Annotated in this window: 15 protein-coding genes; 7 read left to right on the forward strand and 8 right to left on the reverse strand. The window is 43.0% G+C overall.

Features of this window, described 5'->3' with window-relative positions:
* Nucleotides 1-266: 266 nt before the first annotated feature.
* Entirely contained in the window at nt 267-1601 is a 1335-nt protein-coding gene (locus tag ACEN8J_RS19235; RefSeq protein WP_069010912.1) for an erythromycin esterase family protein, read from the reverse strand.
* Between the two features lie 81 nt (nt 1602-1682).
* Complete coding sequence (locus ACEN8J_RS19240; protein WP_341071616.1) at nt 1683-2840, reverse strand: serine hydrolase domain-containing protein; 1158 nt, start codon at nt 2838-2840, stop codon at nt 1683-1685.
* A 1095-nt stretch (nt 2841-3935) separates the two neighbouring features.
* On the opposite strand from ACEN8J_RS19240, the gene aiiA reads away from it, so the two are divergent.
* The 5 genes from aiiA (at nt 3936) to ACEN8J_RS19265 (ending at nt 8456) form a co-directional block, all read left to right on the forward strand.
* Complete coding sequence (gene aiiA / locus ACEN8J_RS19245) at nt 3936-4694, forward strand: quorum-quenching N-acyl homoserine lactonase AiiA (protein ID WP_029515914.1); 759 nt, start codon at nt 3936-3938, stop codon at nt 4692-4694.
* A 14-nt stretch (nt 4695-4708) separates the two neighbouring features.
* A complete protein-coding gene (locus ACEN8J_RS19250) occupies nt 4709-6031 on the forward strand; it encodes an MFS transporter (protein WP_029515915.1) in 1323 nt (440 codons plus the stop codon).
* Between the two features lie 45 nt (nt 6032-6076).
* Nucleotides 6077-7465 (forward strand): Asp-tRNA(Asn)/Glu-tRNA(Gln) amidotransferase GatCAB subunit A, encoded by a 1389-nt coding sequence (locus ACEN8J_RS19255; protein ID WP_029515916.1) that lies wholly within the window; start codon nt 6077-6079, stop codon nt 7463-7465.
* Between the two features lie 29 nt (nt 7466-7494).
* The gene (locus ACEN8J_RS19260; RefSeq protein WP_029515917.1) at nt 7495-7686 is read left to right on the forward strand and encodes a hypothetical protein; all 192 of its coding nucleotides are present in this window, start codon (nt 7495-7497) and stop codon (nt 7684-7686) included.
* A gap of 158 nt (nt 7687-7844) precedes the next feature.
* Nucleotides 7845-8456: a TetR/AcrR family transcriptional regulator gene (locus tag ACEN8J_RS19265; protein WP_341071612.1), complete on the forward strand. Its 612-nt coding sequence runs from the start codon at nt 7845-7847 to the stop codon at nt 8454-8456.
* Nucleotides 8457-10723: 2267 nt separating this feature from the next.
* Here the strand turns inward: ACEN8J_RS19265 and ACEN8J_RS19270 are convergent.
* The 4 genes from ACEN8J_RS19270 to ACEN8J_RS19285 all read right to left on the reverse strand — a co-directional run bounded on the left by ACEN8J_RS19270 (nt 10724) and on the right by ACEN8J_RS19285 (nt 15811).
* Nucleotides 10724-12295, reverse strand: a complete 1572-nt coding sequence (locus tag ACEN8J_RS19270; protein ID WP_081317544.1) for a glycoside hydrolase family 32 protein — start codon at nt 12293-12295, stop codon at nt 10724-10726.
* 97 nt (nt 12296-12392) lie between these two features.
* Nucleotides 12393-14012: an ABC transporter substrate-binding protein gene (locus tag ACEN8J_RS19275; RefSeq protein ID WP_495593858.1), complete on the reverse strand. Its 1620-nt coding sequence runs from the start codon at nt 14010-14012 to the stop codon at nt 12393-12395.
* Between the two features lie 18 nt (nt 14013-14030).
* On the reverse strand, nt 14031-14912 hold the full coding sequence (locus ACEN8J_RS19280) for a carbohydrate ABC transporter permease (RefSeq protein ID WP_013309484.1): 882 nt from the start codon (nt 14910-14912) through the stop codon (nt 14031-14033).
* A gap of 14 nt (nt 14913-14926) precedes the next feature.
* On the reverse strand, nt 14927-15811 hold the full coding sequence (locus ACEN8J_RS19285; RefSeq protein WP_230584986.1) for an ABC transporter permease: 885 nt from the start codon (nt 15809-15811) through the stop codon (nt 14927-14929).
* Between the two features lie 506 nt (nt 15812-16317).
* On the opposite strand from ACEN8J_RS19285, the gene ACEN8J_RS19290 reads away from it, so the two are divergent.
* Both ACEN8J_RS19290 and ACEN8J_RS19295 read left to right on the forward strand, forming a co-directional pair.
* The gene (locus tag ACEN8J_RS19290) at nt 16318-17352 is read left to right on the forward strand and encodes a LacI family DNA-binding transcriptional regulator (RefSeq protein ID WP_029515925.1); all 1035 of its coding nucleotides are present in this window, start codon (nt 16318-16320) and stop codon (nt 17350-17352) included.
* Between the two features lie 22 nt (nt 17353-17374).
* Complete coding sequence (locus ACEN8J_RS19295; RefSeq protein ID WP_483595859.1) at nt 17375-18370, forward strand: carbohydrate kinase family protein; 996 nt, start codon at nt 17375-17377, stop codon at nt 18368-18370.
* Between the two features lie 240 nt (nt 18371-18610).
* Here ACEN8J_RS19295 and ACEN8J_RS19300 read toward each other — a convergent pair whose 3' ends face one another.
* Entirely contained in the window at nt 18611-18853 is a 243-nt protein-coding gene (locus ACEN8J_RS19300; RefSeq protein WP_340954082.1) for a hypothetical protein, read from the reverse strand.
* Between the two features lie 883 nt (nt 18854-19736).
* Complete coding sequence (locus ACEN8J_RS19305) at nt 19737-23549, reverse strand: GH32 C-terminal domain-containing protein (protein ID WP_495593859.1); 3813 nt, start codon at nt 23547-23549, stop codon at nt 19737-19739.
* Nucleotides 23550-24200: the final 651 nt, after the last annotated feature.

Here is a 24200-nt window from a genome sequence, read left to right on the forward strand (position 1 = left end):
CTTGGGCAGACCCGATACAAATGAACAGACTCGTGCAAGTTGTGCTCAGTCAGATTGAACCTGCAGGATAGAGGCTGTTTCAATTCGGATTTATTTTGTTAACTTGATAATAATGTGCTTCTACCCAACATCGTCTCTAATTCGAAAACATTTATTCCATCTAATGATCTTTTAATGGAATAACCTAGCTGACATTTTTAAACACCTCTATTGACACTTAACACTATCATCAATACAACACTTCGTTAAGCCACATTATTACAAATTTATTGATGTAGTTGAGATGGACTCACTTTTTGAATTTGAACAAGTATATCAAACGTTTTACCTAATGATATATCAACAGTTTTTGGTATAGCAGGGCCTTCTTTAGTTATTCCAGCAAAAATTTGATGTTGTTCGTTTAACCAAGTTTTTGTCACTCCGTTCGCCTTACGTAAATCAATAAAAAATTGATCTTTTTTGACCTGTCCAAAAATGTAATTATAACTGTTTGGATCATCTGATTTTAATATTCCATATGGGCCAAATTCACCATCATTATTATAAACATTATATTGTCCTTTATAAACTGATGTTCCAATAGATACATACCGTTTTCCATAATATTCTGCTAAATGCTGCCCAGCTACTTTAGGGTATATAAATGGAATCATATTTGTTTTCGAAACGTGTCCATTATGTCCCCAAACTATGGTTTTCCCTAAATGTTCTTCAGTCCACTTCGCATTTTCATACATTGCAATATCATGTTTCAAATAAAAATCCGATGGTTTATCAGGGGATGTTCCTCCTAACATTGTAGTAAACTGTTCAATAATACGAGCATTTTGTTTTATCCATGCGAACTCTTTGGATTTTCCGTTCAGATAACTTTTATTTTGTTCTAATAAAGCACTGATTTGTTTAGCATCTGAAATATACTTTTCTTTTTCTTCTTTCGTAAGGCCCTCAAAAGTAGTCATATCCTTTGTTACAGGAATGAGACCTTTTATCTTCTCTTCTACTCTAGGCACAAGATCTGAATTGTTTCTTTTTATATATTCTATTATATTATTATAAACATTCTCGTTTACTGATTGAATGTCCATCCCAATGATACGCACTTTAGATTTATGTTCTGGATTAGCATTATATTGTCGAATCCAACTAAGTAGATCTAACATTTCTTTTGTGTTAAATACAGGTGATAGATGTTGGCTTGGGTTTCCCTTACCAGTAAGAACATATCGATCAAGCTCCAGAGCTCTGTCCCATCCCTCTTCTAAAACTAAGTTGATGAATCCCTTTTCAGATACTAAATAATTAACAATGCGTTGTTTCATTGTAAAAACTTCATGAGCCCCATGCGTAGCTTCACCTAAACCTACAATTGAAGCTGAACCTACCATATTCTTAAGTGGTTTTAAATCATTAAAAGATGCAGTTGGATTAGTTGTTTTTAAAGGCTTTGCATGCATTTCTAACCATTCCGTTATTTGATTTGTATTGTAGGGAGCTGTAACAGAAACTCCTGTTTTCGAGTCTGCATAAGTACTTCCTACAAAATTAGTCAGTATTATAGCAAAAACACCAAGTGCAATAATCATTTTCTTTTTCATAATACCCTCCTAAAATACTTACTTGTTAGTTTTTTGACATGCTCTAAGGAGCCCATTTTAAACCATTTTTTTCCTTTTTTCCTACTTGCTAAATTCAGCAAGTAAAATATTTTTAAATGGATCAGGACTATCAGCTTTAAAGCTGTTCAAATTGACGACCAATGTATGCTTGCCTCCAAGTGTGCCACCAGCAAAAGTGGTAAACCCTAGAACTCTACCTTTGTGTCCCCATATCGAGACACCGTTTGGAAGCTTAGTTTCAAAGATCCCAAGACCATATCCGGTTCCTTCTCTATCTGTAGGAACTGTAGTAAGCATTTGTTTTAGTTGCTGTTCCTTCAGTAATTTACCACTGAGTAAGTAAGAGAAGAATTTGTTTAAATCGTCAGCAGTAGAAATCATATCTCCATCCGAGCTACCTGGGTTAATATAAGTAACGTCTTTTAGCTCACTTGCTCCGTCTAGTTGGAAATAGCCACGGGCATGCTTGGTGCCTGGAATCACGCTTGAATTGCCAGGTAGGAATGTATTTGACAAATCAAGCGGTTCAATAATCCGATTTTCAACCTCTTCCGCATAGCTGTTTCCAGTTACTTTTTCAATAAGGATCCCCAGTATTACGTATCCTGTGTTTGAATAAGACCAACCCTTTCCTGGGGCAAAGTCTGGGGGAAGAGAAATCCCCATCTTTACGAATTCTTCAGCCGTATACGATTTTTTTGTATCCGTATAATCAAAGTCTTTTGAATTTACATAGTCAGCGATACCACTTGTATGATTCAATATCTGCCGGATAGTAATTTGGTTACCATCATATCCGTTTCCTTGAATGACACCAGGCAACCATTTTTCAATGGAGTCGTCTAGATTCAAGCGGTTCTCTTCAGATAATTGAAGTAGAACTGTTGCAATGAATGTCTTCGTTACACTACCAATGCGAAAGCGAAAATCTGTTTTCATTGGTTTCTTGGTGCTCAGGTCCGCTAACCCAGCGGCATAACTCCATGTTTTTCCACCCTCAGAAGTTTTAGCAAGTATCCCAGGATATCCAAGTTGCAATGTATCCCGCATTGCCTCTTTGACGGAATTACGTTCACTTTGAGTGCTTGTTTGTAACGGACTAGATACATTTTGAATGGACTCCGCTCTTACAATTGAGGTTGGTGTTGTGTATAACAGAGAACTTCCAGCCATTAAAAGGACTAAACCTGTAGATGCAATTTGACAATGCTTTTTCATAAAGATATTCTTCTCCTCTATTCATATTGTATCGGCAGTTATTTGCTGTTTTAGGGCAAGAGTGGATTTGCAATTATCTTTACTCATTATTATTTTCACAAACGCTATTGTGTCCTAACAAACGGTAAATTCCTTTTTTTCCACATGTATGTTAACCCTAGAAATTACTTATTTTCCTTAAAACACTCTTGTTACTGGATTGTTTTTCATAAATAGGTCATACCTGTTTCCCCTTTCACGCCTCTTTATTTTTTATCATACACAATGAAAATCTCTCCTCCTCGTTTATTGTTAATGTGTTAAACTGCCTCTATGATTCTAAGTATTTTTCTGTCACATACGGTAGTGTCAAAATGTCACACTATTAAAAATCCTAATATTATTCGGAGTGAATATCTCAATCCAGATGTCGCTATCAGTGAAGCTGGTGATTTGGCTGTGTCTTATTCGTATTCCCAGTTGCTCCATAACCTCTCTTACCGGAACTCTTGCCAATCTCAATTCAATCGCTTGCATTTTTCTAGGGGGTAACTCACTCTCGTTGCCAACGTAAAAACACCTCCAAGGTTATCTCCATATCTTACGACATGGCTTGATTCTCTTGAAGGTGTTTTGATTTGTCTCACGTTATGGGGTCAGTCCCCTTGATCTACAGTCGAAAAAGGTTCTTTATCTAACTTTACCAATCGATCAAAAACCTTAATTTCAAATCCCGATTCATTTCTCAACACTTCAAACCGGATGTTCTCCTCTACCGCCGGATTGATGGCTGAACCGAAACATTGTTATCTCCTGACTACAATCAATCATTTTAAGCCCATTATCTTCAAACAGGCATTCAGCATATCCTTGTTTTTATAGATTACAACAGTAATCTCCTGTCGTGCTCTCGTTAGCATTTGGTACAAACGCAGCCCCGTTGTTTCTTTGCACTCCACCTAGGCGACATTCTTTAGCTTGGCGTATTGTTGCAGGTGTAAGGCTTTTGCCGATGCCCAACCGCCGATGACAAATTGACATCGGACAATTTGTCCGATATAATCAAAACAAAACGGACAAACTGTCCGAATTTATAATACGAAGGGTGAAACTGGGATGCATATCAAAAAATTGTATTTTTTATCTGTAGGTGAATGTTTCCTAGATCAATCGGCAGTTAATCGAACCCTTGCCCCCGGGAAATTAGTCGGAATGCCTGTGTGGTCTTTTCTATTGGAAACGACCAGCGGGCCGATACTCATCGATACGGGAATGCCCGACGCTTTTATCAACAATCCCGATTACTACAAGGGGACTAGACGTGAAGGGCGCGTCGTCCCCAACATGTCTGACGGCGACTCGATCGTAAATGTGTTAAAGCGTGTCGGTTATCGACCTGACGATATTCAAATGGTCATTAGCTCTCATTTACACTTGGATCATTCTGGGGGAAACGGGCATTTCCGCAATACGCCGATCCTTATTCAAAGGGCAGAGTATGATGCGGCCATAAACAATGAGGATTACTCTCCATTAGAGTGCAGGCTGCCCGATTTACAATATCAAATCATTGAGGGTGACCATGAATTGATTCCGGGGGTTCAAATTTTATTCACTCCGGGTCATTCCCCTGGCCATCAATCAGTCCTTGTCACAACGGAAAAGTCGGGTCCAGTGCTACTGACAATTGATGTTGCTTATACTCGGGAGAACTTCGAGAATAGCGTACCGTTCTTGACATTCGATCAAGAGATGGCTGCCAAATCGATTACTCGCATGCAGGAGTTAATTCAGGATGTTCGGCCGTCCTATGTTTTCTTGGGACACGATAGAGATCAGGCGCAAAAATGCCGCACCTTTCCTGACTTCCTGTAATGGATAGACAGGCTATGGATACTCAATCAATGGCTTTATCCGGCAATGAGCGGAAATTAATGGGGACACTTTGCTTGCTCATTATTTTCGGAAACATCAATATGACCATGTTTAATTTGTCTATACCTTCGATTTCCGCTGACTTTGCCCTGACCTCCTCGCAGGTGAGCTGGGTTATGGTCGGTTACAGCATTTTGATGGCTATCGGCGCCGGTACTTACGGCAAGTTAACGGAGTCCTTTTCCTTTCGCCAGCTGTATGTCATTGGTTTAATCCTTTTAGCTTTCGGCTCTATGATCGGCTTTTTTGCAGCTTCATACTTGCAAGTCATCATTGGAAGACTACTGCAGGCAGCAGGGGCCTCATCCATCTCTCCCCTGTCTTATGCGGCAGTAACCCTGTATTTTAAGCCTACAGTCAAGGGACGGGTGCTGGGAACCTTATCCGCCACAATTGCCTTTGCTTCCGGCTTCGGGCCTGTGTTCGGCGGTTTCGTAGAGCAATACTTTGGCTGGCGTGCTTTGTTCATCGTGTCCAGTCTGAGCCTATTTGTTATCCCTTTGATATTCAAGTATGTTCCTGACAAGAAACACGACCGCGGTTCATTCGATTTTCTCGGAGCTGTTTTGTTCTCCGCGGGACTGGCGTTGGTATTGCTAGGGGTTACGAACTATTGGTTTATGCTCATTGCAGGAGCAGCAGTTCTTCTATGGTTCGGTACTCATATTCAGAAAAAAGAACATCCATTTATCGATGCATCTTTCATGAAAAATGCTCCTTACCGACGAATTCTAGGGATTGGATTCCTTACCTTCGTATGCAACACGGGGTTAACCTTTACTCTTCCTGTCATGATGAAGAATTCCTTTCATTTACCAACTAGTAAAATCGGTCTGCTGATGCTTCCCGGTGCCGCCTGTGCAGCCTTGCTCGGATCCCGGATCGGAGGTTGGACAGATCGTTTCGGAAGCTCCCGTGTGCTTGTCATATCGCAAAGTCTCGTCATCAGCGGATTTATACTACTGGGGGTATCCGTACATTTGCCGCCATGGATCGACGCTTTATTGATCATTATCCTTATGATTGGATTCAACGGTGTCCTCACCTCTAGCAGCAATTTAGTTTCGACGACACTCCGTTCGGCTGAGTTGGGTGTGGGGATGGGTATTTTCACACTGGCCTATCTCCTAGGCGGAGCATTCGGCCCTGCGCTGGTCGGCCGACTGATTGATCTAAAGATGCCTTTTTCTGTTGTTTATTTTACCATTTCCCTGTTGGCAATCCTGACATACTTATTCGCAAGAAAAGCAAATCCTAGCGGAAGCTATGGTAATTAGTTTGGTAGACTTACGACATGTCCGAAAGATACGGAGGATGAATAGATGAGTAAATTAAATTTCCAACTGTCCTTTGCTGCTATTCATGAGCTGGCCGAGGGGATCCGAACAAGGGAAATATCCCCGGTAGAGATTACAGAACATGCGCTTCACCGCATCGAACGTTTGAATCCGAAACTGAACGTTTTCGTTACCCAAACGTCCGAACTGGCGATTGAACAAGCGAAGCAATCGGAACGCGATATTATGCATGGTCGGTACAAAGGGCCCCTTCACGGGATTCCCATCGTTCATAAGGATCTATATTACACTAAAGGGATCCGAACAACTGCCGGTTCAAAAATATTGAACAGCTTCGTCCCCGATTACGATTCGACGGTTGCAGCTAAGCTACATGAGGCTGGAACAGTTCTGCTAGGCAAAGTACAGACTCACGAGTTCGCTGCGGGATTGACAACAACTAGCCCGCACTTCGGTCCTTGCCTCAATCCGTGGAACACTGAACTTGTAACGGGAGGTTCAAGCGGCGGCTCGGCTTCTGCTTTAGCAGCTGGACTTACTTATCTGGGCACAGGCTCGGATACCGGAGGTTCGATCCGCATACCCGCTGCTTTGTGCGGTGTCGTAGGGATGAAGCCGACGTACGGTCGGGTCAGTCGGTATGGTATCATTCCAATGGCCTGGTCATTGGACCACTCGGGTCCGTTGACCCGCTGTGTCATGGATGCGTCCCTGTGCTTGGATGTGATGTCTGGCTTCGATCCAAAGGATGAATCGACTGTCGATCTGCCTGCGCCAGGTATCAAGATGTATCCGAATGGTCTCAGGGGTGTGCGTATCGGATTGCCGACAAGCTACTATTACGAGGATTTGATGCCGGAAGTGGAAGCTGCGATGAAGGCCGCTATCAATAAATTCCGAGAACTGGGAGCAGAAATCATCGAAGTTAGCCTGCCCCTGATCAAACATGTTAGAAGTGCGACGATGGCCATTATGATGACGGAAATGTACTCGTACCACGAGAAGTGGCTTGAGACAGAATTGGAACAGTATGGACCGGACGTCCGAATGTTTCTTGAAAGCAGTAGAGATATTCCGGCTTCCATTTACCTTCAGTCTCAGCGGGCCCGGCAACTAATTGTCAATGATTTTTTGAATGCATTGTCCGGAATCGACATCTTGTTGACGCCGGCAACACCGATCACTGCGCCGCGTGCAGATGATGATGCTAGTGTATTCAGATTGAACTCATTTACGGTTCCGACCAATTTGACTGGCTTGCCTAGCCTGAGCATGCCTTGCGGCTTCTCACCTTCCGGTCTGCCGATTAATATGCAATTGATTGGCCGCCCCTTCGAAGAAGCGACAGTACTAGGTATCGGCAATACTTATGAAATGAATACAGACTGGCACAAGAGACATCCGGATTTGTAAGCCTGACTATATTTGATGGAGGGTAATCTATGGATCAAAAGCAACTTAACTCTGAAGTTAGCAGGAAAGCATCAACCGAAACCGGAACAGATACGACGAGCGACAAGAAAAAAGCATACGAGCAGTTTATTCATACGATCGCAAGTTTAAAGGAACTGGACCTATCGGGCATTGAACCGCATTTGCCTCCAATTTACAAAAAGCACTATACCAAGAAATAAAAAAAGCTCATCGGTCACCCAAATGAATGTATTTTTAATTTTTCACGAAATGTATTATAATTATGAAGACGGACAACATGTCCTATACACAAAAAACGGACATATTGTCCGTTTTTCGTGTTAAATAACAGTTAAATTAATGATGAAGGGAGATGTTTATGGTGAATTCAGAATCGCAATCTGTCTCTCTGAAAATTCCCAGAGAGGAGTTAAACCGAAGACGAATTTTGGCGGCGGCTAGAGAACTTTTCATCAAAAAAGGTGTTGACAATGTCAATATGCATCAGATTGCGAAGACTGCTGGAGTAGGACAAGCAAGCCTATACCGCCGCTACTCGGATAAGGGCGACATATGTCAGGAGATCGCGTATGAAGAATACCAACCTTTGTTTGATGAAGTTCAAGCATTTCTTGATCAATCCCCAGAAACCGCTGCCTTGGACCGGCTTTACCATGTAATCGTAAGATATGTCTCTTTTTTAGAGGCGAAAGTTCCTTGGCTCTGTGAGGTCAGCCGGGCCTCAACCGGGCATCGTCCGTTACAATCTCCGTTATGTCAATGGATGCGCAATATAAGCAGAGATCTGCTAAATGAGGCCGTTGAACAGGGAGACGTATCCGGGGTGGACATTTCATATACTATTGAAGCCCTGCTGGCCGTGCTTCACAATATCGATTACCATCTCCAAGATGAAGGCTTTACAAGCCAACGAGTTCTTGATGGATTACACCGCATATTTATTGAAGGTTTAAGAGCTAATAGACATTAATTGAGGGGCTGGCCACAAAGCCACATAACATGGATGAGGGATAGTCCTGCGTAACTCCTCTTTTTATCTCATAATGGTATATTGAATGTACAAAGAAACCATATCCTTTCAAATGGTCGGGTGGTACCTCCATTTTACCCAGGAACGGTTTCTTATTGTTTTACAATTGGAGAACAGGACGTCCCTAGTCATTTTTATGACTTATGGGACAACCCTTTTTTTCTGCCAATGGCTGCTACGCGAATTGTCCGGATCGGACTTCCATGGCACGCTCTCCTTATTCGGTCTTCTTATCATCAGCAGCGCTCTTTCGTCTACTTCCTGTAGGCTTCGTAGCAGCAGGCTTAGTAGCCTGAGAATCCATGGAGAACAAGCAGGTTTTCATCTTATGTATTCCAAAATTGCAGTTGAAGAGATTTGTACAACACTTGGGGATTTTATTAACTCATCTTCCAAACTCCACGTCCAACTTCTCCAATCCATAACCAAACCACCTTTACGAAAAGTATCAATTATGATCGTAATTTGGATTCGATATCGATAATACCATATGTTAACATTTATAGGATATATAGAGTAAATAGAAACACAAAAAACCAATAGAAACAAGGGGCTTTGTTTCTACTGGTTTAAAAATGTCTCAAACATATACCCAAAAATGTCTCGGTTATCAACCAAATCAGTCTCAATTATTACCGTTACTCACTGTGTGGTGTCATAATTAATGAGAATATCCACATTGCTTAAATGCATAAAAATACATCCACTTGTATACATTATTTTACCATCGAGTAACCCTAAAGATACAAAAAAGGGCACAAAAAATGCCGGTTGGCAACTTTCTTTGTTCAACATATATTTATGAATCTCGGTTAATCCTTCACCGATCGCTACAATATACTTCTCATTTTCTTTTTTATTCTCCGTTTCAAAATGGATATAAAAAACATATGCAGTTCCATCATTAAATACAAAGATGCAGTAGCTGGTAAATCTTCAATTAATTTAATTTTTGAGTCTGTTATGAGGTATACAATATTGTTTGGATCATAGAGGTACCAGTCATCTCTCATCACTTACGATATATCCGTTAACTTTTTTATAGCCAGCAGCCATTTTCTCCTTATAAGCTTCATCACGTAGTCTTTTTATTCTTTCCTGTTTTAATACCTCTCTAGCTGCTAATTTTAGTTTATTGTACCTTCTATTGAGTTTATCTAACTGATAGAATGCAAACACATTGCTAAGCTTAGGCCTTTCATCGAGAAGGGTTAATAACTTAGGAATTGTGACTGAACTGTAAAACTGCCCCAAACTCTTTGGATCTAGCTCTTAGTTTTCTTCTGTATTCTGTTCTTTGCGTTCTAAGAGTATCTATCTCTTTCAACAGTTCAACTTCACGTCTAGCCAGATGGTTTCTTTCAGTTTCAACTTTAGTAATATTTCTTTTCAGAGGCTCTCTGAGTTATGCCCGATGATTTCTTTCATCACCAGCAAATTTTGATTTAGATCTGCTGTAAAAGGAACGACTAGTTGAGGTATTTCTTGTTTCATGAAACTTTTTTTGATCAAAGCTGAACCAGTGTAAATTTCTCCCGTTCCCTGTATGCAACCATTGAAATACTCTTGATACTCCAAACGGAAGAGCAAATGGGAAAAAAGTTCCTAACCATATATCCGGTTTAATAAGATAAGTTAGTACCTTTTGCAGAATGATGACGGTCTCACCCTTTCATGAAAATCAAGAAATTCCATATTTGCTAATTTAGCATACCCAGCCCCATTATTTTAATTCAAACGCTTAATTGCCCTTGTCTTAACACGAGACAATATCATTTATCTGTAAAACAAAAAGCCGCCAAATTGGCGACTTCATAACCACTGCAAGTTCTTGTCCCGAACTGAGAACAAGAACTAGGTACCCCCTTGGGAAAAGAATATGATCTTATTGTCAATCATCATATTATTATAGGTAAGATGCAAGGAAAGATTCTTACGCCCTCTTACCACTGTAAAACTATATTATGAAATTCTCCGTGTTAGTCTTTCGATTTCTGCTAACTTCTAAGGATACGAACCCCCGGTACGGTTGTGAGCCGACGGGAGGTTACGTGTCCAGGCATAAGATAATACTTTAATTAGTTTTGGAGACCAGTTTAGATACGGATATAAGCAATCGGGCTGTAACCATTTCGTCGAATCAAGCCGCTGCTTAACGGGTTCTGTTGTAAGAACGTTTCAATTGGAATGATAATCATAACTACTGTCTAAACATTCTCATTTCCCCAAATGCTTACCAGATCATTGATCTGAAGCGACACGACCCTCAGTTCTCCACCAATGGCGTAGAGTTCTAGTCCCTTACTTTCGAAGTCCGGGAAAATCATGTCTGAAATGATTGTTTTTCCATGATTGCCGAAGACTTCGACACTTGACCAATCCAGATAAATGCTCAACTGTATCCTCTCATGCTCTGGCTTCATAGTGGCCTTGTGTATTGCTGTGAAATCTGAATGAAAATCAGTGGCGCTCGACTTCGTCCGATCGACGAACAATTCCTCATTCGAGATATTATATCCGATGATCGTCTCCTGATTGGCGGACTTCCGTACTTTAAACCCGAATTCCATAGCAGTACCGATTTCAAATTCTGCAATAATTTCTGCCTTGGCTGCGGAAATATCAGACAACACGTTCATATCTGGCTTAATCGTCAAGTCTTGTAGAGACAAAATCGGTTTTCTTAGCTGACTTAATTCATTTATGGGTGTTTGGATTAGGCGAAGTCCCTCGGGATAAGTCCTTAGCTGTAGCTCCCGGGGAATTGATGTCTTGCCACGCCATTCCTTTGAAGGAAGCGTGGTAGCATAACGCCAATTATTCATCCAGCCGATCCAAATCTTTCGTCCGTCTTCGTTCGAAATGCCATTCCAGGACACGGCCGCGTAAAAGTCTGATCCATAGTCTACCCATTTGATAGTATCGATGGATTCCAGCGCTTCATCTGGCGTGAACGACTTACCGTCAAAGTTGCCTACAAAATACATCATGCCAGAACCGCCTGCCGGTGGTTCCGGATCGTCTGGATTCACACCATTTCTATCCCCGACGCTTAGCATCAGAATCCACTTCGTGGTATTAGGATCCTCATCCACTTGGATTCGAAATATATCAGGACATTCAAATATCCCTCGGTGTATATGTGGAATGTCGGAACCGAATTCGCTTGCAAAAGACCATTCTTTCAGGTTTGGAGATGTGTAAAATTCTACACGGTCCCTTACGGCAAGAACCATGATCCACATTGATGATTCATCATGCCAAATCACCTTCGGATCACGAAAGTCTAGCGTGTCCGTTGGAAATAAAACCGGGTTACCTTCATATTTTGTCCAGGTTCGACCTTTATCCTTGCTGTAAGCAATGCTTTGCACCTGCGGTTTTCCAGGCTGAGCCTTGTTGCCCTCATTTGTATAAATGGCCACCAATCCTGATCCTTCCTCTTTGAAAAATCCGCTGGTATTGTTCTTATCCACCACCGCACTCCCCGAGAAGATCGCTCCGTCCTCCCCAGGTGGAATCGCTGGTGGAAGCTCAGTCCAATGCACTAGATCCTTGCTTACCGCATGCCCCCAATGCATGTTGCCAAAATCAGGCTGCGTATCATGGGGCGTATGCTGGTAGAACAGGTGGTATTCTCCTTCAAAGTAAACCATGCCGTTGGGATCGTTCATCCAATTTTTCTCCGGTGAATAATGAAATTGAGGCCTGTACGTCTCACTATAGTTACTTTTTCTCTTTCTGCCGCTATAGTCGTCCGTTAGGTTTAATTCTTTCATAGTATCCGCTCTCCTCTTGATTGTTGATAAGGTATTTAACATAATAATTTGAGTTGCTCGTTTGCAAATGAATTTGAAATACTACCATTTAAATGTTTCAGCTTTGATCTTTGAGATATCTGTCATAGCCTTTCTGTTTGATTTCCAGCCATTTATCTAGCCCCAGTCTGGACAGCTCGGCTTTATATTCGGTCCATTCTTCTTCCACTTTACCCGTCTTGATCCATTCCGCCCGCTTGCGGTTAACGTAAGCAAACAAATCGGTTTCCAATGTGGAGATCTGCTTCTGATCCTCCAGAGAGAAGAAGACTTTCGGGAAATTATGGTCAGCCTTCATATAAGGAACGAGTCTTTCCTTCATGAGCTTAAGCCGTCCCACTGCATCATCGGGCTTAGTCGTAACCGTTCCGTAATACTCGTCAAGAATTGCTAATGGACCACCGATGTTCGTTTTTTGCCGTAGCTCGACAGGGGCCGTTCCCTTAAGCGGAAGATGCTTCAGCATATGACTCGCTTCATCGTATTCAAAAATGTTCTGTTGAGTTTTGTCGCCGTAGGTACCCCAGTTGTCTTGCACGGACTGGATAGGATCATACAGCTGGTCAATCCATTTTGCCGTAAGCTCGAGATTTTGGTTGTCACTGGTAATCACCATTCTCCCCCGGTCAAAGCCGAGATTGTTCGTGCGGGTCACATTGACTTCACCGCTTGGTCCGGCGAGCGGATTCATCAGTTCATATTTATCGTTGTCTCCTGAAATATTCGCCTTATCCCATTGGAAGTAGAGGCCATATCTTTCACTCTGACCTTTGGCTAGATACGTGTTATAATCCTGCTCGAATGATTCCTCGTCGATCAGGTTCAGTTTATACAGCTCATTAAGATATTTAATCCCCTCTTTGTAACCGTCCTGATCGGCAGTGAAGACCACTTTCCCCTCATTGGTCACTACCGTATGATCGCCGTTGTCCCCAAGACCGAATGATCCGAACAGAAAATTCAGGTCCTCATTGCCGTTATTGAGCATAAAGGACAGCGGGATTTCATCCGCTTGGCCATTTCCGTTAGGGTCGCCATTTTTAAATGCGAGCAGAACTTTTTTTAAATCCTCGGTGGTTTTTGGCATTTTAAGTCCCAGCTTTTTCAGCCACTCCACATTGATCCATGGCATGTCGTTTACAGAATGAATGCTCTCCTTCTCAGAACCCAGTTCTTCAATCCAAGGAAAGGCATAAATGTGCCCGTCCTGTGCGGTTATCATGGATCTGTACTCAGGCGCTTCCTTTAATACCTTCTGCAGATTGGGCATATATTTTTGAATCAAATCCTCTAAAGGGATAATAGTTCCATCCTTTCCGAGGTTCAACAAATCGTAATCGGAATATCCGGCATCCAGTATGGCATCTGGAAGATCTCCACTGGCAACAGCAAGGTTTCTTTTTTCAATGAAGGAATCGGAGGTGAAGTTGGTAAAATCGATATGCACCCCTGTTTTTTCTTCCAGTCTTTTATAAATCAACTTTTCATTTGGATCGGAAGGTGCCAGCGGCGAGCTTTGAGTCATAAAATGCAAAGTAACTTTCTCTTTAAGCGGCAGAGTAACATTTTCCAGCTTGTAATCTTCGGATGCCGCAGAATTATTGCCCGAACCGCCGCATCCGGCAAGCAGTGAAGTAGAAAGTGCCAACACAGACAAGGTTAGTAATGTTTTTTTCATCTCTATTCCCCCGATTTGTTATTTGATCGAACCTACCATGACACCCTTTTCAAAATACTTCTGGAAGAATGGATACATGACAATCAAAGGCAGACTTGATATGACAATGGCAGAGTATTTAATCATTTCAGACAATTTCTTAAGCTCCGCTTGTGCCATCGCATCGGCAATCATGCCGGGCTGAACCTGATTCTGTATCAAAATGGAGCGCAGTACCAGTTGAAGCGGAAACAGCTTCGGATCATCCAGATAAATCATGGCGTCGAAATAAGAATTCCACTGTCCGACAAAAGCGTATAAAGCTAGAACAAAAATAATAGGCTTGGAAAGCGGCAGGACGATTTTAAAGAAAATACTGAGCTCAGAAGCTCCGTCTATACTCGCCGCCTGGAACAGCTCTTTGGGAAGCCCCTGGAAATAGGTCTTTGCCAGAATAATATTGAATACGCTGATCGAGCCGGGCAGAATAATGGCCCACACCGTATTCAACATGCCTAAATCCTTAATCACTAGATAGGTAGGAATCAGACCGCCACCGAAAAACATCGTTATCAGGAAAAAGATCATAATGGACCGTTTCCCTACCAACTCTTCAATCGCAAGCGGATAAGCCGCGAAGACGGAAAATAATACGGTTGCGAACGCAAAGGCTGCTGAATAAAAAATAGCATTAAAAAAACCGCGGATCATGGCACTGTTGCTTAGGATTTTGGCATATCCCGTGAGTGTCCAGTCTGATGATGTAATGGCAAACCCTTTGGTAATCAGGGTATTTGGAGTTAAAAAGGACGAAAGCACCACATAAACCAGCGGTAACAGAATAGCGAGAACAAACAAACCAAGTAGAATATAATTGATGATGAGCAGAATCCGGTCCTTCCCGGTGTAATGAATATCCATAAATACCTCCTTCTTTAATACAGCCCTTCTCCTTCGTTCAGCTTCTTGACGACGGTATTTACGAAAATCAACAGGAATACATTAATTACGGAATTGAACAACCCGATTGCCGTAGAATAAGCATAATCGCCGGATTGCAACCCCACCTTGTATACGTAAGTCGCGATGATTTCCGAGGTAGGTGTGTTCAGAGCCGTCTGCATTAGGTAAGCCTTTTCATAGCCGATCGACATAATACCTCCTGCAGCGAGAATGAACAGGACGGCCATGACGGGTTTAAGAGCTGGCAGATCAATGTGGAAGATTCTCTTCATCAATGAAGCACCATCAATTGTTGCAGCGTCATGCAACTGCGGGTCCACATTGGCTAAGGTGGCCACATAAATGATAGAGGACCAGCCCGCTGTTTGCCATATACCAGACAAAATATATACCGTTCGGAAATAGGCAGGATCAGTCATAAAAGCAATCGGCTTGCCGGTGAAGGTTGTTACCAAAGCGTTCACTATTCCAGCTGGCGATAGAAAAACAAACAGCATACCGGCAACAACAACAACCGAGATGAAGTTAGGTGCGTATACAATAAGCTGAATATTCTTCTTGAACTTCGCTCCTCTGACCAGATTTAGCATTAAGGCCAGAATGATGGGTACTGGGAAGCCGAGAATAAGACCGTAAGCGCTTAATTTAAGCGTATTCATTAATATGTCATAAAAATTTGGTGATGAAAGAAACCGCTGAAAATGTTCAAATCCAACCCATTCGCTGCCGAGGATGCCTTTTCTTGGGCTGAAATTTTTAAACGCAATGATCGAGCCGTACATGGGAACATACTTGAAAATGACGGTAAGAATTATGGACGGAAGCAGAAACAAATACAATATATAATTTCGAAGCATATAGCTTAACCAATGGTTTCTTTTTTTTGTTTCTGAAGCCTTTAATCCCCTTTTTTGAACGATCGAATTTGCCAATATTTTCCCTCCTACTGTTCACGGCTTGTTATACGACACAAAATATAAGCCATGTTATGTCATCTCTCTGACATAATTAACCAAGATGTTTTTCAAATACTTGCTTGTAATATCCACACCTCCAACAGAACGAGAATTTTACACATTCCCAAAATGAATGGGCTTACAATTTACATTTGAACATATTTCACTCTTACAATTTATCAGATGTACATTTAATTAGTCAATATAATTCGGGTGAAAAATTCATTCAAAAAGCGTATTTCAAGATAATTATAATGTTTTTAGCAAAAATACATCAAAAATACACAATATAAATAAACAAACGTAAACATTTATTGTTCATTTGAATAAATACATTGTTAAAAACATGAAAATACTATATATTTAGAAATATGAAGAATCTTAATTCGGAGAATAAGGTGAACAATATGACGAGAAAGTCAAAGGTTACGATACAAGATATCGCTGATGCCTTGGGAATTTCCAGAAACACTGCATCCAAGGCGCTTAATGGAGTGGAGAGTATTCCCACCGTTACTAGGGACAAGGTGGTCAAAAAAGCAATGGAGCTTAAATACAAACAATTTTCTTATATGGAAACAGCTTCTGAAAAACAAGGCAATATCGCACTTTTGACCTGTAATCTTCCTAATAGCTCACACTTTGGATCTTTGTTGATCAGCGGACTGGAGAAGGAAATCAGCAAACAGGGCTATACTTTATCCATTTATTTTGTCCGTGAGAATGATATCAATTCGATGACCCTACCCGGCAATTTTGAACCTTCGAATGTGGCTGGCATTTTCTGCATCGAAATGTTCAGCAAGGAATACAGCAAGCTGATCACAGATCTTTGCATCCCAACCATTTTTATTGATTGCGCTGCGGATATGATGTATCCAGAATTGAAGGCGGATCTGGTATTAATGGAAAATGAACACAGCACATACTGTGTTACCCGGAAATTAATCGATCATGGCTATGAAAGCTTCGGTTTTGTAGGCGATTACAATCACTGCAAAAGCTTCAATGAACGCTGGACCGGATTTAATAGGGCCTTAGCAGAAGCAGGAATCGCCGTAGATCCTGCCCATAGCATTGTAGCGCCTGACCGCAACTTCTTTATAGAGGAGAACTGGATGGAACAGCAGTTGGATGCTCTGAGGGAGTGTCCCTCCGTCTTTATTTGCGCCAATGATTTCATTGCCATCAACGTGATCAAATCTTTAAAAAACAAAGGGATTAAAGTCCCAGAAGATGTTGCTGTCTGCGGGTTCGATGATGCTTCGGAATCCCGGGTTGTCGAGCCTCATCTTACAACCGTGCATATTTACAGTAGTCAGATGGGTATTATTTCAGCCGAAATGTTATTGTCCAGAATCAAAGACAATACCATGCCATACCGAGTGACTCATGTTGCAACGGATATCGTATACCGGGACTCGACCCCTGTTCTAAACTAAATCTACCAAGAGGTGAATCAAAGTGAAAAATGACAGAACGGTTCTTTGTGTGGGCGAGTTGCTCATTGATTTTTTCTGCACGGATATTGATGTTAATCTTGCCAAGGGTCAGCATTTCTCCAAGCAGGCTGGCGGTGCTCCGGCAAATGTAAGCGCAGCCGTAGCCAAACTCGGAGGAAAAGCGTCATTCTTGGGGAAAGTCGGGGATGATCCCTTTGGCATGTATCTGAAGCAAACGTTGGATGAGCAACATGTGGATACGTCCATGCTCCTTTTTGATCCGGCCACGCCGACTACACTAGCCTTTGTTTCCCTTGCCGCTAACGGCGAACGGGATTTCGTGTTCAACCGCGGAGCTGACCGTCAGCTGTCTCTGCAGGACATTGATAGAGAATGGACTCGACAGGCTGCCATTCTGCATTTTGGCTCGGCAACGGCCTTGCTCGCCGATCCTTTCCGGGAAGCGTATTTGTCTTTATTGGACGAAGCGAAAGCCAATGGGCAATTTACCTCCTTTGATCCCAATTACCGGGGGGACCTCTGGAAAGATAGGCTGGAGGAGTTTATAACATTGTCCAGAAGAGGAATACACAATGCGGATTTCGTAAAGGTAAGCGAAGAGGAATTAAATATCATTACGGGGCTGACTGACCGCAATGCTTCATTGGATCTTTTGCATGGGTTGGGAGCCAAAACGGTGGCAGTTACCTTGGGGAAAGAAGGTACTCTCATCTCAAGCGGTACCTCCCGTTCGCTAATCAGCAGTATTACTGTTAAATCGATCGATTCTACCGGTGCCGGTGATGCCTTCGTCGGAGCTATGCTGTATCAAATCAGCCAGCTGAGTCAGCCCAAGGCATTTACCTCCGATTGGGAGCAACAGCAGGAATTTATAACACTTGCCAATCAAGTCGGCGCTATCGTGTGCACTAAAGTTGGAGCGATTGCAGCCTTGCCATCGTTGGAAGAAGTTAAGCATTTCATAGAGCAACAGGGTGAAACAAAAATCGAACTGTAAGAACAGCAAAGGTGTCCCGACGATCCTAGGGTCGCTGGACACCTTTTTAGTTATTCCTTGGAAAGTGAAGTGAGGAAACTAAATCATATCAAGGGAGTTTAATCAAAAGGAAACTACTACTATCCTATGTAGTAGCTCCTTGTATTTAAGACAGACCAAAATATTTTCGATTGCCGATAATATTCCATTTTTATTTGACTCAGATGTTTTCATAAAACATTTTAATTCACATTGCTGTGCTTATTGTAGGTAGTGATTTGAAGCTTTAACAACTGTATTTAGTGTTTCACTTCTTGTACATTGTGGATCAAATAAAACAGGAAATAAATCCTCCATGCCTCTCAGGTGATCTCGATCTAAATACTCTGATCGAATTAGTCCATCTTCGGCAAACATAAAGAAAACCTGGTTGTAGGCAGAAATTCCTCTTAAAAATGCTGGTTCCATAAAGGTATCGACGATAATGGGCTTCTTTTTACCCATTTGTTATAACTCTAAAATAATGAACTCAACACTTTCATCAAAGACCGAAGAACCATTGACTCTATCGTTCCCACAACCTAAGAAAAACCACTCCCAATCGATAAAGTGACTTAAAATTGCCGGATGGTCCTGAGGGTTAGCTTTGTCCTGATAATCAAAGGTATGGTCATCAGAAGAATAATACTCCCCACTTGGAGGCTTTCGTCTTAGTCATAGTGCTTTTTACCGCCGTAAGGCCCCCGCCACAAATCCAAGCAAATGTGATTTAGATAAAGCCTTAATACTCGATCTGAAATTTTCAAAGTACATCATTCCCCTGTCTAAAAATTGTTTCTTACAAGGGGAAAAGTCTCATTCTGAAAGCACTACAGTAATTTCTCATCATCCATATTCATTAATAATGCCCCCATCGTTAAGTTATGTTTGGTTTATTCGATTCCGTCCCACATTCCACACAAAGTCTATCCATACCTAAAGCTCTTTTCCCTTGGCTCCTACAAATCCATTTCATTTTATCCTATTCGTTCCCTTGGCCTCGTGGTTTATCATCATTTATTATTCACCATTTCTTTTGATTTTTTATATTCTCGTTGCACATAATAATAAATCCGTCCAAATCGGCATGCCAAATCACCACAAGCAACATCTGGTGCTTGCAGCATGGACATCTCAACGGGTCTTGTTCATATGTCTCTATCACTCAGTCTCTATCACTCGCTGGCGATACGAAAAGCGAAAGAAGCTCGACGCTTTCCTGACCAGCAAGAAATTGATTTTCCTAACCTGACAGAAGTAAGCTGAAGCTGCATGAACACAATAACAAATCCGCCTTTTGCCAAAAGCCCCTCTACGCCAAGCGAAGGGGCTTTTCTACAGGATAGAACTAAAAATCAGAGCTTACTTTCCACCTATTTCGTCGCATTTCATCCGTTGGAGGAGTCTCTAACGTAAGCTTTGAACCATCCTCGGATATGGTCAAAGCCCTATTATGATAAACTGAGATAATGACAACCGAACCATCCCTATTTTTGTGGACAATCCACCGCTGATTATTGTAGCCCAAATAAGAATAGAGCTGAATTTTATTGCGCTCCGCGTCCAGATCCAGCGCCTGTCCGGAGGTCGTTCGGATGGAATAGGAACCTGCATCATCTCCGGTCGGCACAAACACCCATTTTTGATCCGAGGCTTCATTTGCATCCTGTACACTAACTGCTTCGCCATTTGCCAGGCGGGCTGTATATATGGATTTTTGGAATGCTACGTTCACGAGGCTTGATACCCTCAACTTGGCCGGTTTCCCTCCTGTCACATTTACATTCTGATAAGAGACAGAGCCGCCAAAGACATGAAGTCCGAAATGACCTTCGGCAAAGGTCCCATCCTTCAGATCCATTATTTTCAGTCCTCCCATATGTACCACGATATGCGGGCCTTCCGCTTGAATCTTTATTTTATAGGTTTGGCCTCGCTGGATGAAGGCCGGGACTTTCGCCAGAACCTGTCGTTCCTCGAATCGTCCATCTATTTTGTAGAACAGGCGAATAGACTTCATGTTAGGATCTAGATTCAGGTAGTAGCCGCTGTGCCCATCCTCGCTTGCACGGAACAGAAGTGAACCAGCCCCGCCGGACGTGCCAAGCTTCAGTTCAGCTTCATAAGTAAAATCCCCAGCCTGCTCCTGGGCCATATAATTCGCGTCGCTTGAGTACCTTCCACGAATTCCATCCTTGCTGAGTACCCATGAAGCCATTGACGGATCTGGGGTCCAGCCGCTGAGACTGGTATGAAACTCGCCGCCAGAGACTTTTACAAGAAGGCTGGCGGATGCCTTTCCATTCGGGGTGGATACAGTAATGACGGACTCGCCCTCTTTTTTGGCCATAAGAGTTGCCTGAGAAGCGCCGGCTCCCTTTATGCCTACCACCTTGGCATTACTGGATTTCCACTCCAGCGGGTGAACACCATTGCCAGACCCATTCTCCACTGCCGCCCGCAGCGTTTCGCTTTGCCCTATCCCTAGTTCACGGTCACCCGTGTCCATTGCAATCCGTAGTGGCGAATCGTTATCCGAATTCCACACTGATCCAAGCTTGTTTACCGACAGAGAAACAATCTTCACATTGCCACCCTGATTATAGAAGCTCATCTCCCTACTGGCCGGATCAGGAAATATGACCTCGGAGAAAACCACCTTGCCTCCATTAGCGAAGACCTCAACAGAGGATTCATCCACCAAAATCCGCATCTGGATCCGCTTGTTCTCGGCTTTCATCCCCGTTTCATGTCTTGTGGTAAACAGATTGGAGAAATCCGTAGCTCCGGAAGCAGAGCGATCCACGAACAATTTACTTTCGCCTGGCTTATAACCCACCACAGTCTTCTGATTCGCACCTTCACGTAGATTAAAACCAAACTCTGTTACGTTACTTCCAGCCGGAATCTCCAGTTCGGCTTCAATCTCATATGCTCCAGAAACAAGTCCCTTCAGCAGGTTTGGAGAAGATGGATTGATCATCTTGTCAGTTACAGAGAACAGCCTGCTGCGCAGATGTTCCATCTCCTTGATCGGACCCTGGGCGAGACGGAGTCCGTCGGGGGTCATGACCAGAGCAACCTCTCTCGGAACAGTCAGTCCCCCCTTCCAGCCCGAAGTCGGAAAAGCGAACGGATAATCCCAGTTGGACATCCACGCCAACATCACTCTGCGCCCATCCGTCATGTCCGAGAAAGACATGGATGCATAATACTCCTTGCCAAAATCCGTTCTCAGCACCTTTCCTGCCGGATTGTCATTTACGAATTTCCCCTCTGCAGTCAGACTTCCCACAAAATATTCAGAATCCGATCCTCCTGTTGCCGAATTCGCCCCTGTACTGATCATGAGAACCCACTTCTTCTCTGACGTTTCCTGCACGACCAGTGGGAACAGGTCAGGGCATTCCCACACACCGCCACGAACATAATCTCCATAACCCCAATTGTCGGTCAACGTCCAGTCCAGCAAATTAGCCGATGTAAAGAACCGGATATGATCACCACCGGACACTACCATGACCCAGCGATTATGCTCGTCATCGCGAATCACCTTAGGGTCGCGGAAATCCCATCCCCCCGGTTCTTCCCCGTTCTTGCCGGGGTTCTCAACCACGATCGGACGATTCTTGGCATAATGCCACGTACGCCCCTGATCCTTGCTGTAAGCAAGGCCAATGCGCTGGTTGCCATTAGGACCATCTGGGTTATAGGAAGTATAATAGGCGATCAGACCTTTGCCGCCCAAATCCGTAAATAAGCCTGAAGTATTCGTTACATCCGCCACAGCAGATCCGGACCAGATATGCCCGTAATCATTCCACGGAAGTGCAATCGGCAGACGTTTCCAGCTCAGCATATCCTTGCTGACGGCATGGGCCCATGTGCCTCCATCCTGATGGAAAAGATGGTATTCACCTTCGAAATAGACCAACCCGTTCGGGTCACTGGCGTACCCACGGATCGGTGTATAATGATACTGGGGACGATAGGTTTCAGTATAATAATTATTAGACTCCGTGACATAAGCATCCTGAAAGTAAGCGCTTCCCTTTTTCACAACAAGACCAGCGTTTCCTGTTGAATACGAATGATCCGTTACATCGATTGCTGGTGGAGTATAACCGTCCACGAAAACTTGAATCCGGTTACCCATTGCCTTTACTTCCATATAATGCTTCGCCCCCGCTAAGCTCGGATAAGGTCGCTCTGAGCCTGCAATTGCAGTTCCATCCGCTTTCGTCAGCGATACGCGGACCTGCTCTCCTTCCTTCACCAGAGTAGCTTCATATCCACGTGTTCCATCGGTAGAGGACCGGAAAGCTAGAGCGGCAGCAGCATCGGAGCGGAAAACGATTGTTCCTTCATATACAAAGTCAGCAGCTTGCCTACTATAGATTTGCTGAGCCTTGCTCTGGTTCACAGACGTTCCTTTTTGGCCGCTGAGGTCAGGCTGCCACTGTCCTTTTTTCACAAGTACCAAACCCAGATTCCCTTTCAGATCGCTAACGGTTATGTTTTGGAACAAGGCTGACCCATCCCAGACGTGAAGTCCAAGGCGGCCAGATCGGTATGAACTGTCTTGAACATCAATCACAGGCTTATATTGAGTTCCCCAATATACTTTCAGCGAGGCCCCTTCAGCTTTTACCTTGAGATGATAGATCTCCCCTTTCTTGAGCGAAACCGGATGCTCTTCATTTAATTTACCTGCTCCACTGCCCGCATCTTTTAAACGGATAATACCGGACTGCGGTGCAATTTGAAGCATATACGAATTCAATCCGTCTTCATTGGAACGGAAGAGCAAAGAAGCATCCGCTTGCATATCCTTGATCATAACATCGGCTTCATACAGGAAATCATCTGCTATTGTTTCTGAGATGGCCATCACGTCCTCCTGCGGATCAGATGTCAGCAGGAGCCCTTCTGCGGCATCTCCCCACTTGCCATTTCCTTTTACCTGCCATCCTGTCAAATTTGTATTTAGATTTATAACGTTTTCAAAAATAGAAAGACCCTCCTTTTCCGATTTTCCTGTGTTATCTACCGCCCGTGCAGCCCAGCCGGTATCAGGACTAGCGGCGTAAACTCCAGATGAAGTCATAATAATAGCCATCACCATGAGGATGTGCAGCACAGCTTTGAATTTCTTTTTCATCGATTACCCTCCATTTCTACTCTACGGAATAATCATCTTCTACCAAAAAAGTAGAAGGCGGCCAGTTACAGCACAGTAACTGGCCGGAATAGCATATTAAATTTGTTATAAAATATATAGAGCTTGAACTTGTGATTTCTATTTTAGGATTTGAACGAGACTATTGGGAATGTTCAAACTCCGACTCCCCTCTCTCTTTCCCTTTTTGTTAATTTTCAATAATATCCGAGCCCGGTGGAACACTATACTCATCCTTATGCTCCAAGATGGCACTTAAATTGAAATAACCGTTCAGGTTCCGGAGCACAACCTACCGGTTCAGCGGGAAAATCAGCAGCAGCTGCATAACGCCGCCCAAAAAATTTTGTGAGTTGACAAAAGTAAAATGACACGGGTTTATGGACCAGCAATATAGAAGGCTTCCATATCTAATGCGATATGGTTCAACGGCAGCTCGTGGTCCTTTTTCTCATCTGGCTTCAATGGCCTTCAAGGCGTCCCTATGTTAACGAATTCATCTTCAGAATGCCGTCTGGTCAGCATTTGTCCACTCTTCGGATATACAAGTATATGTATAATTTCACCTTCCGAATAAACACTAACACCGCCCCCCCGTACCTACGATATATTACAAGCAGTAGGAATCCTTAC

This window comes from Paenibacillus sp. Paensp38 (assembly GCF_059491915.1).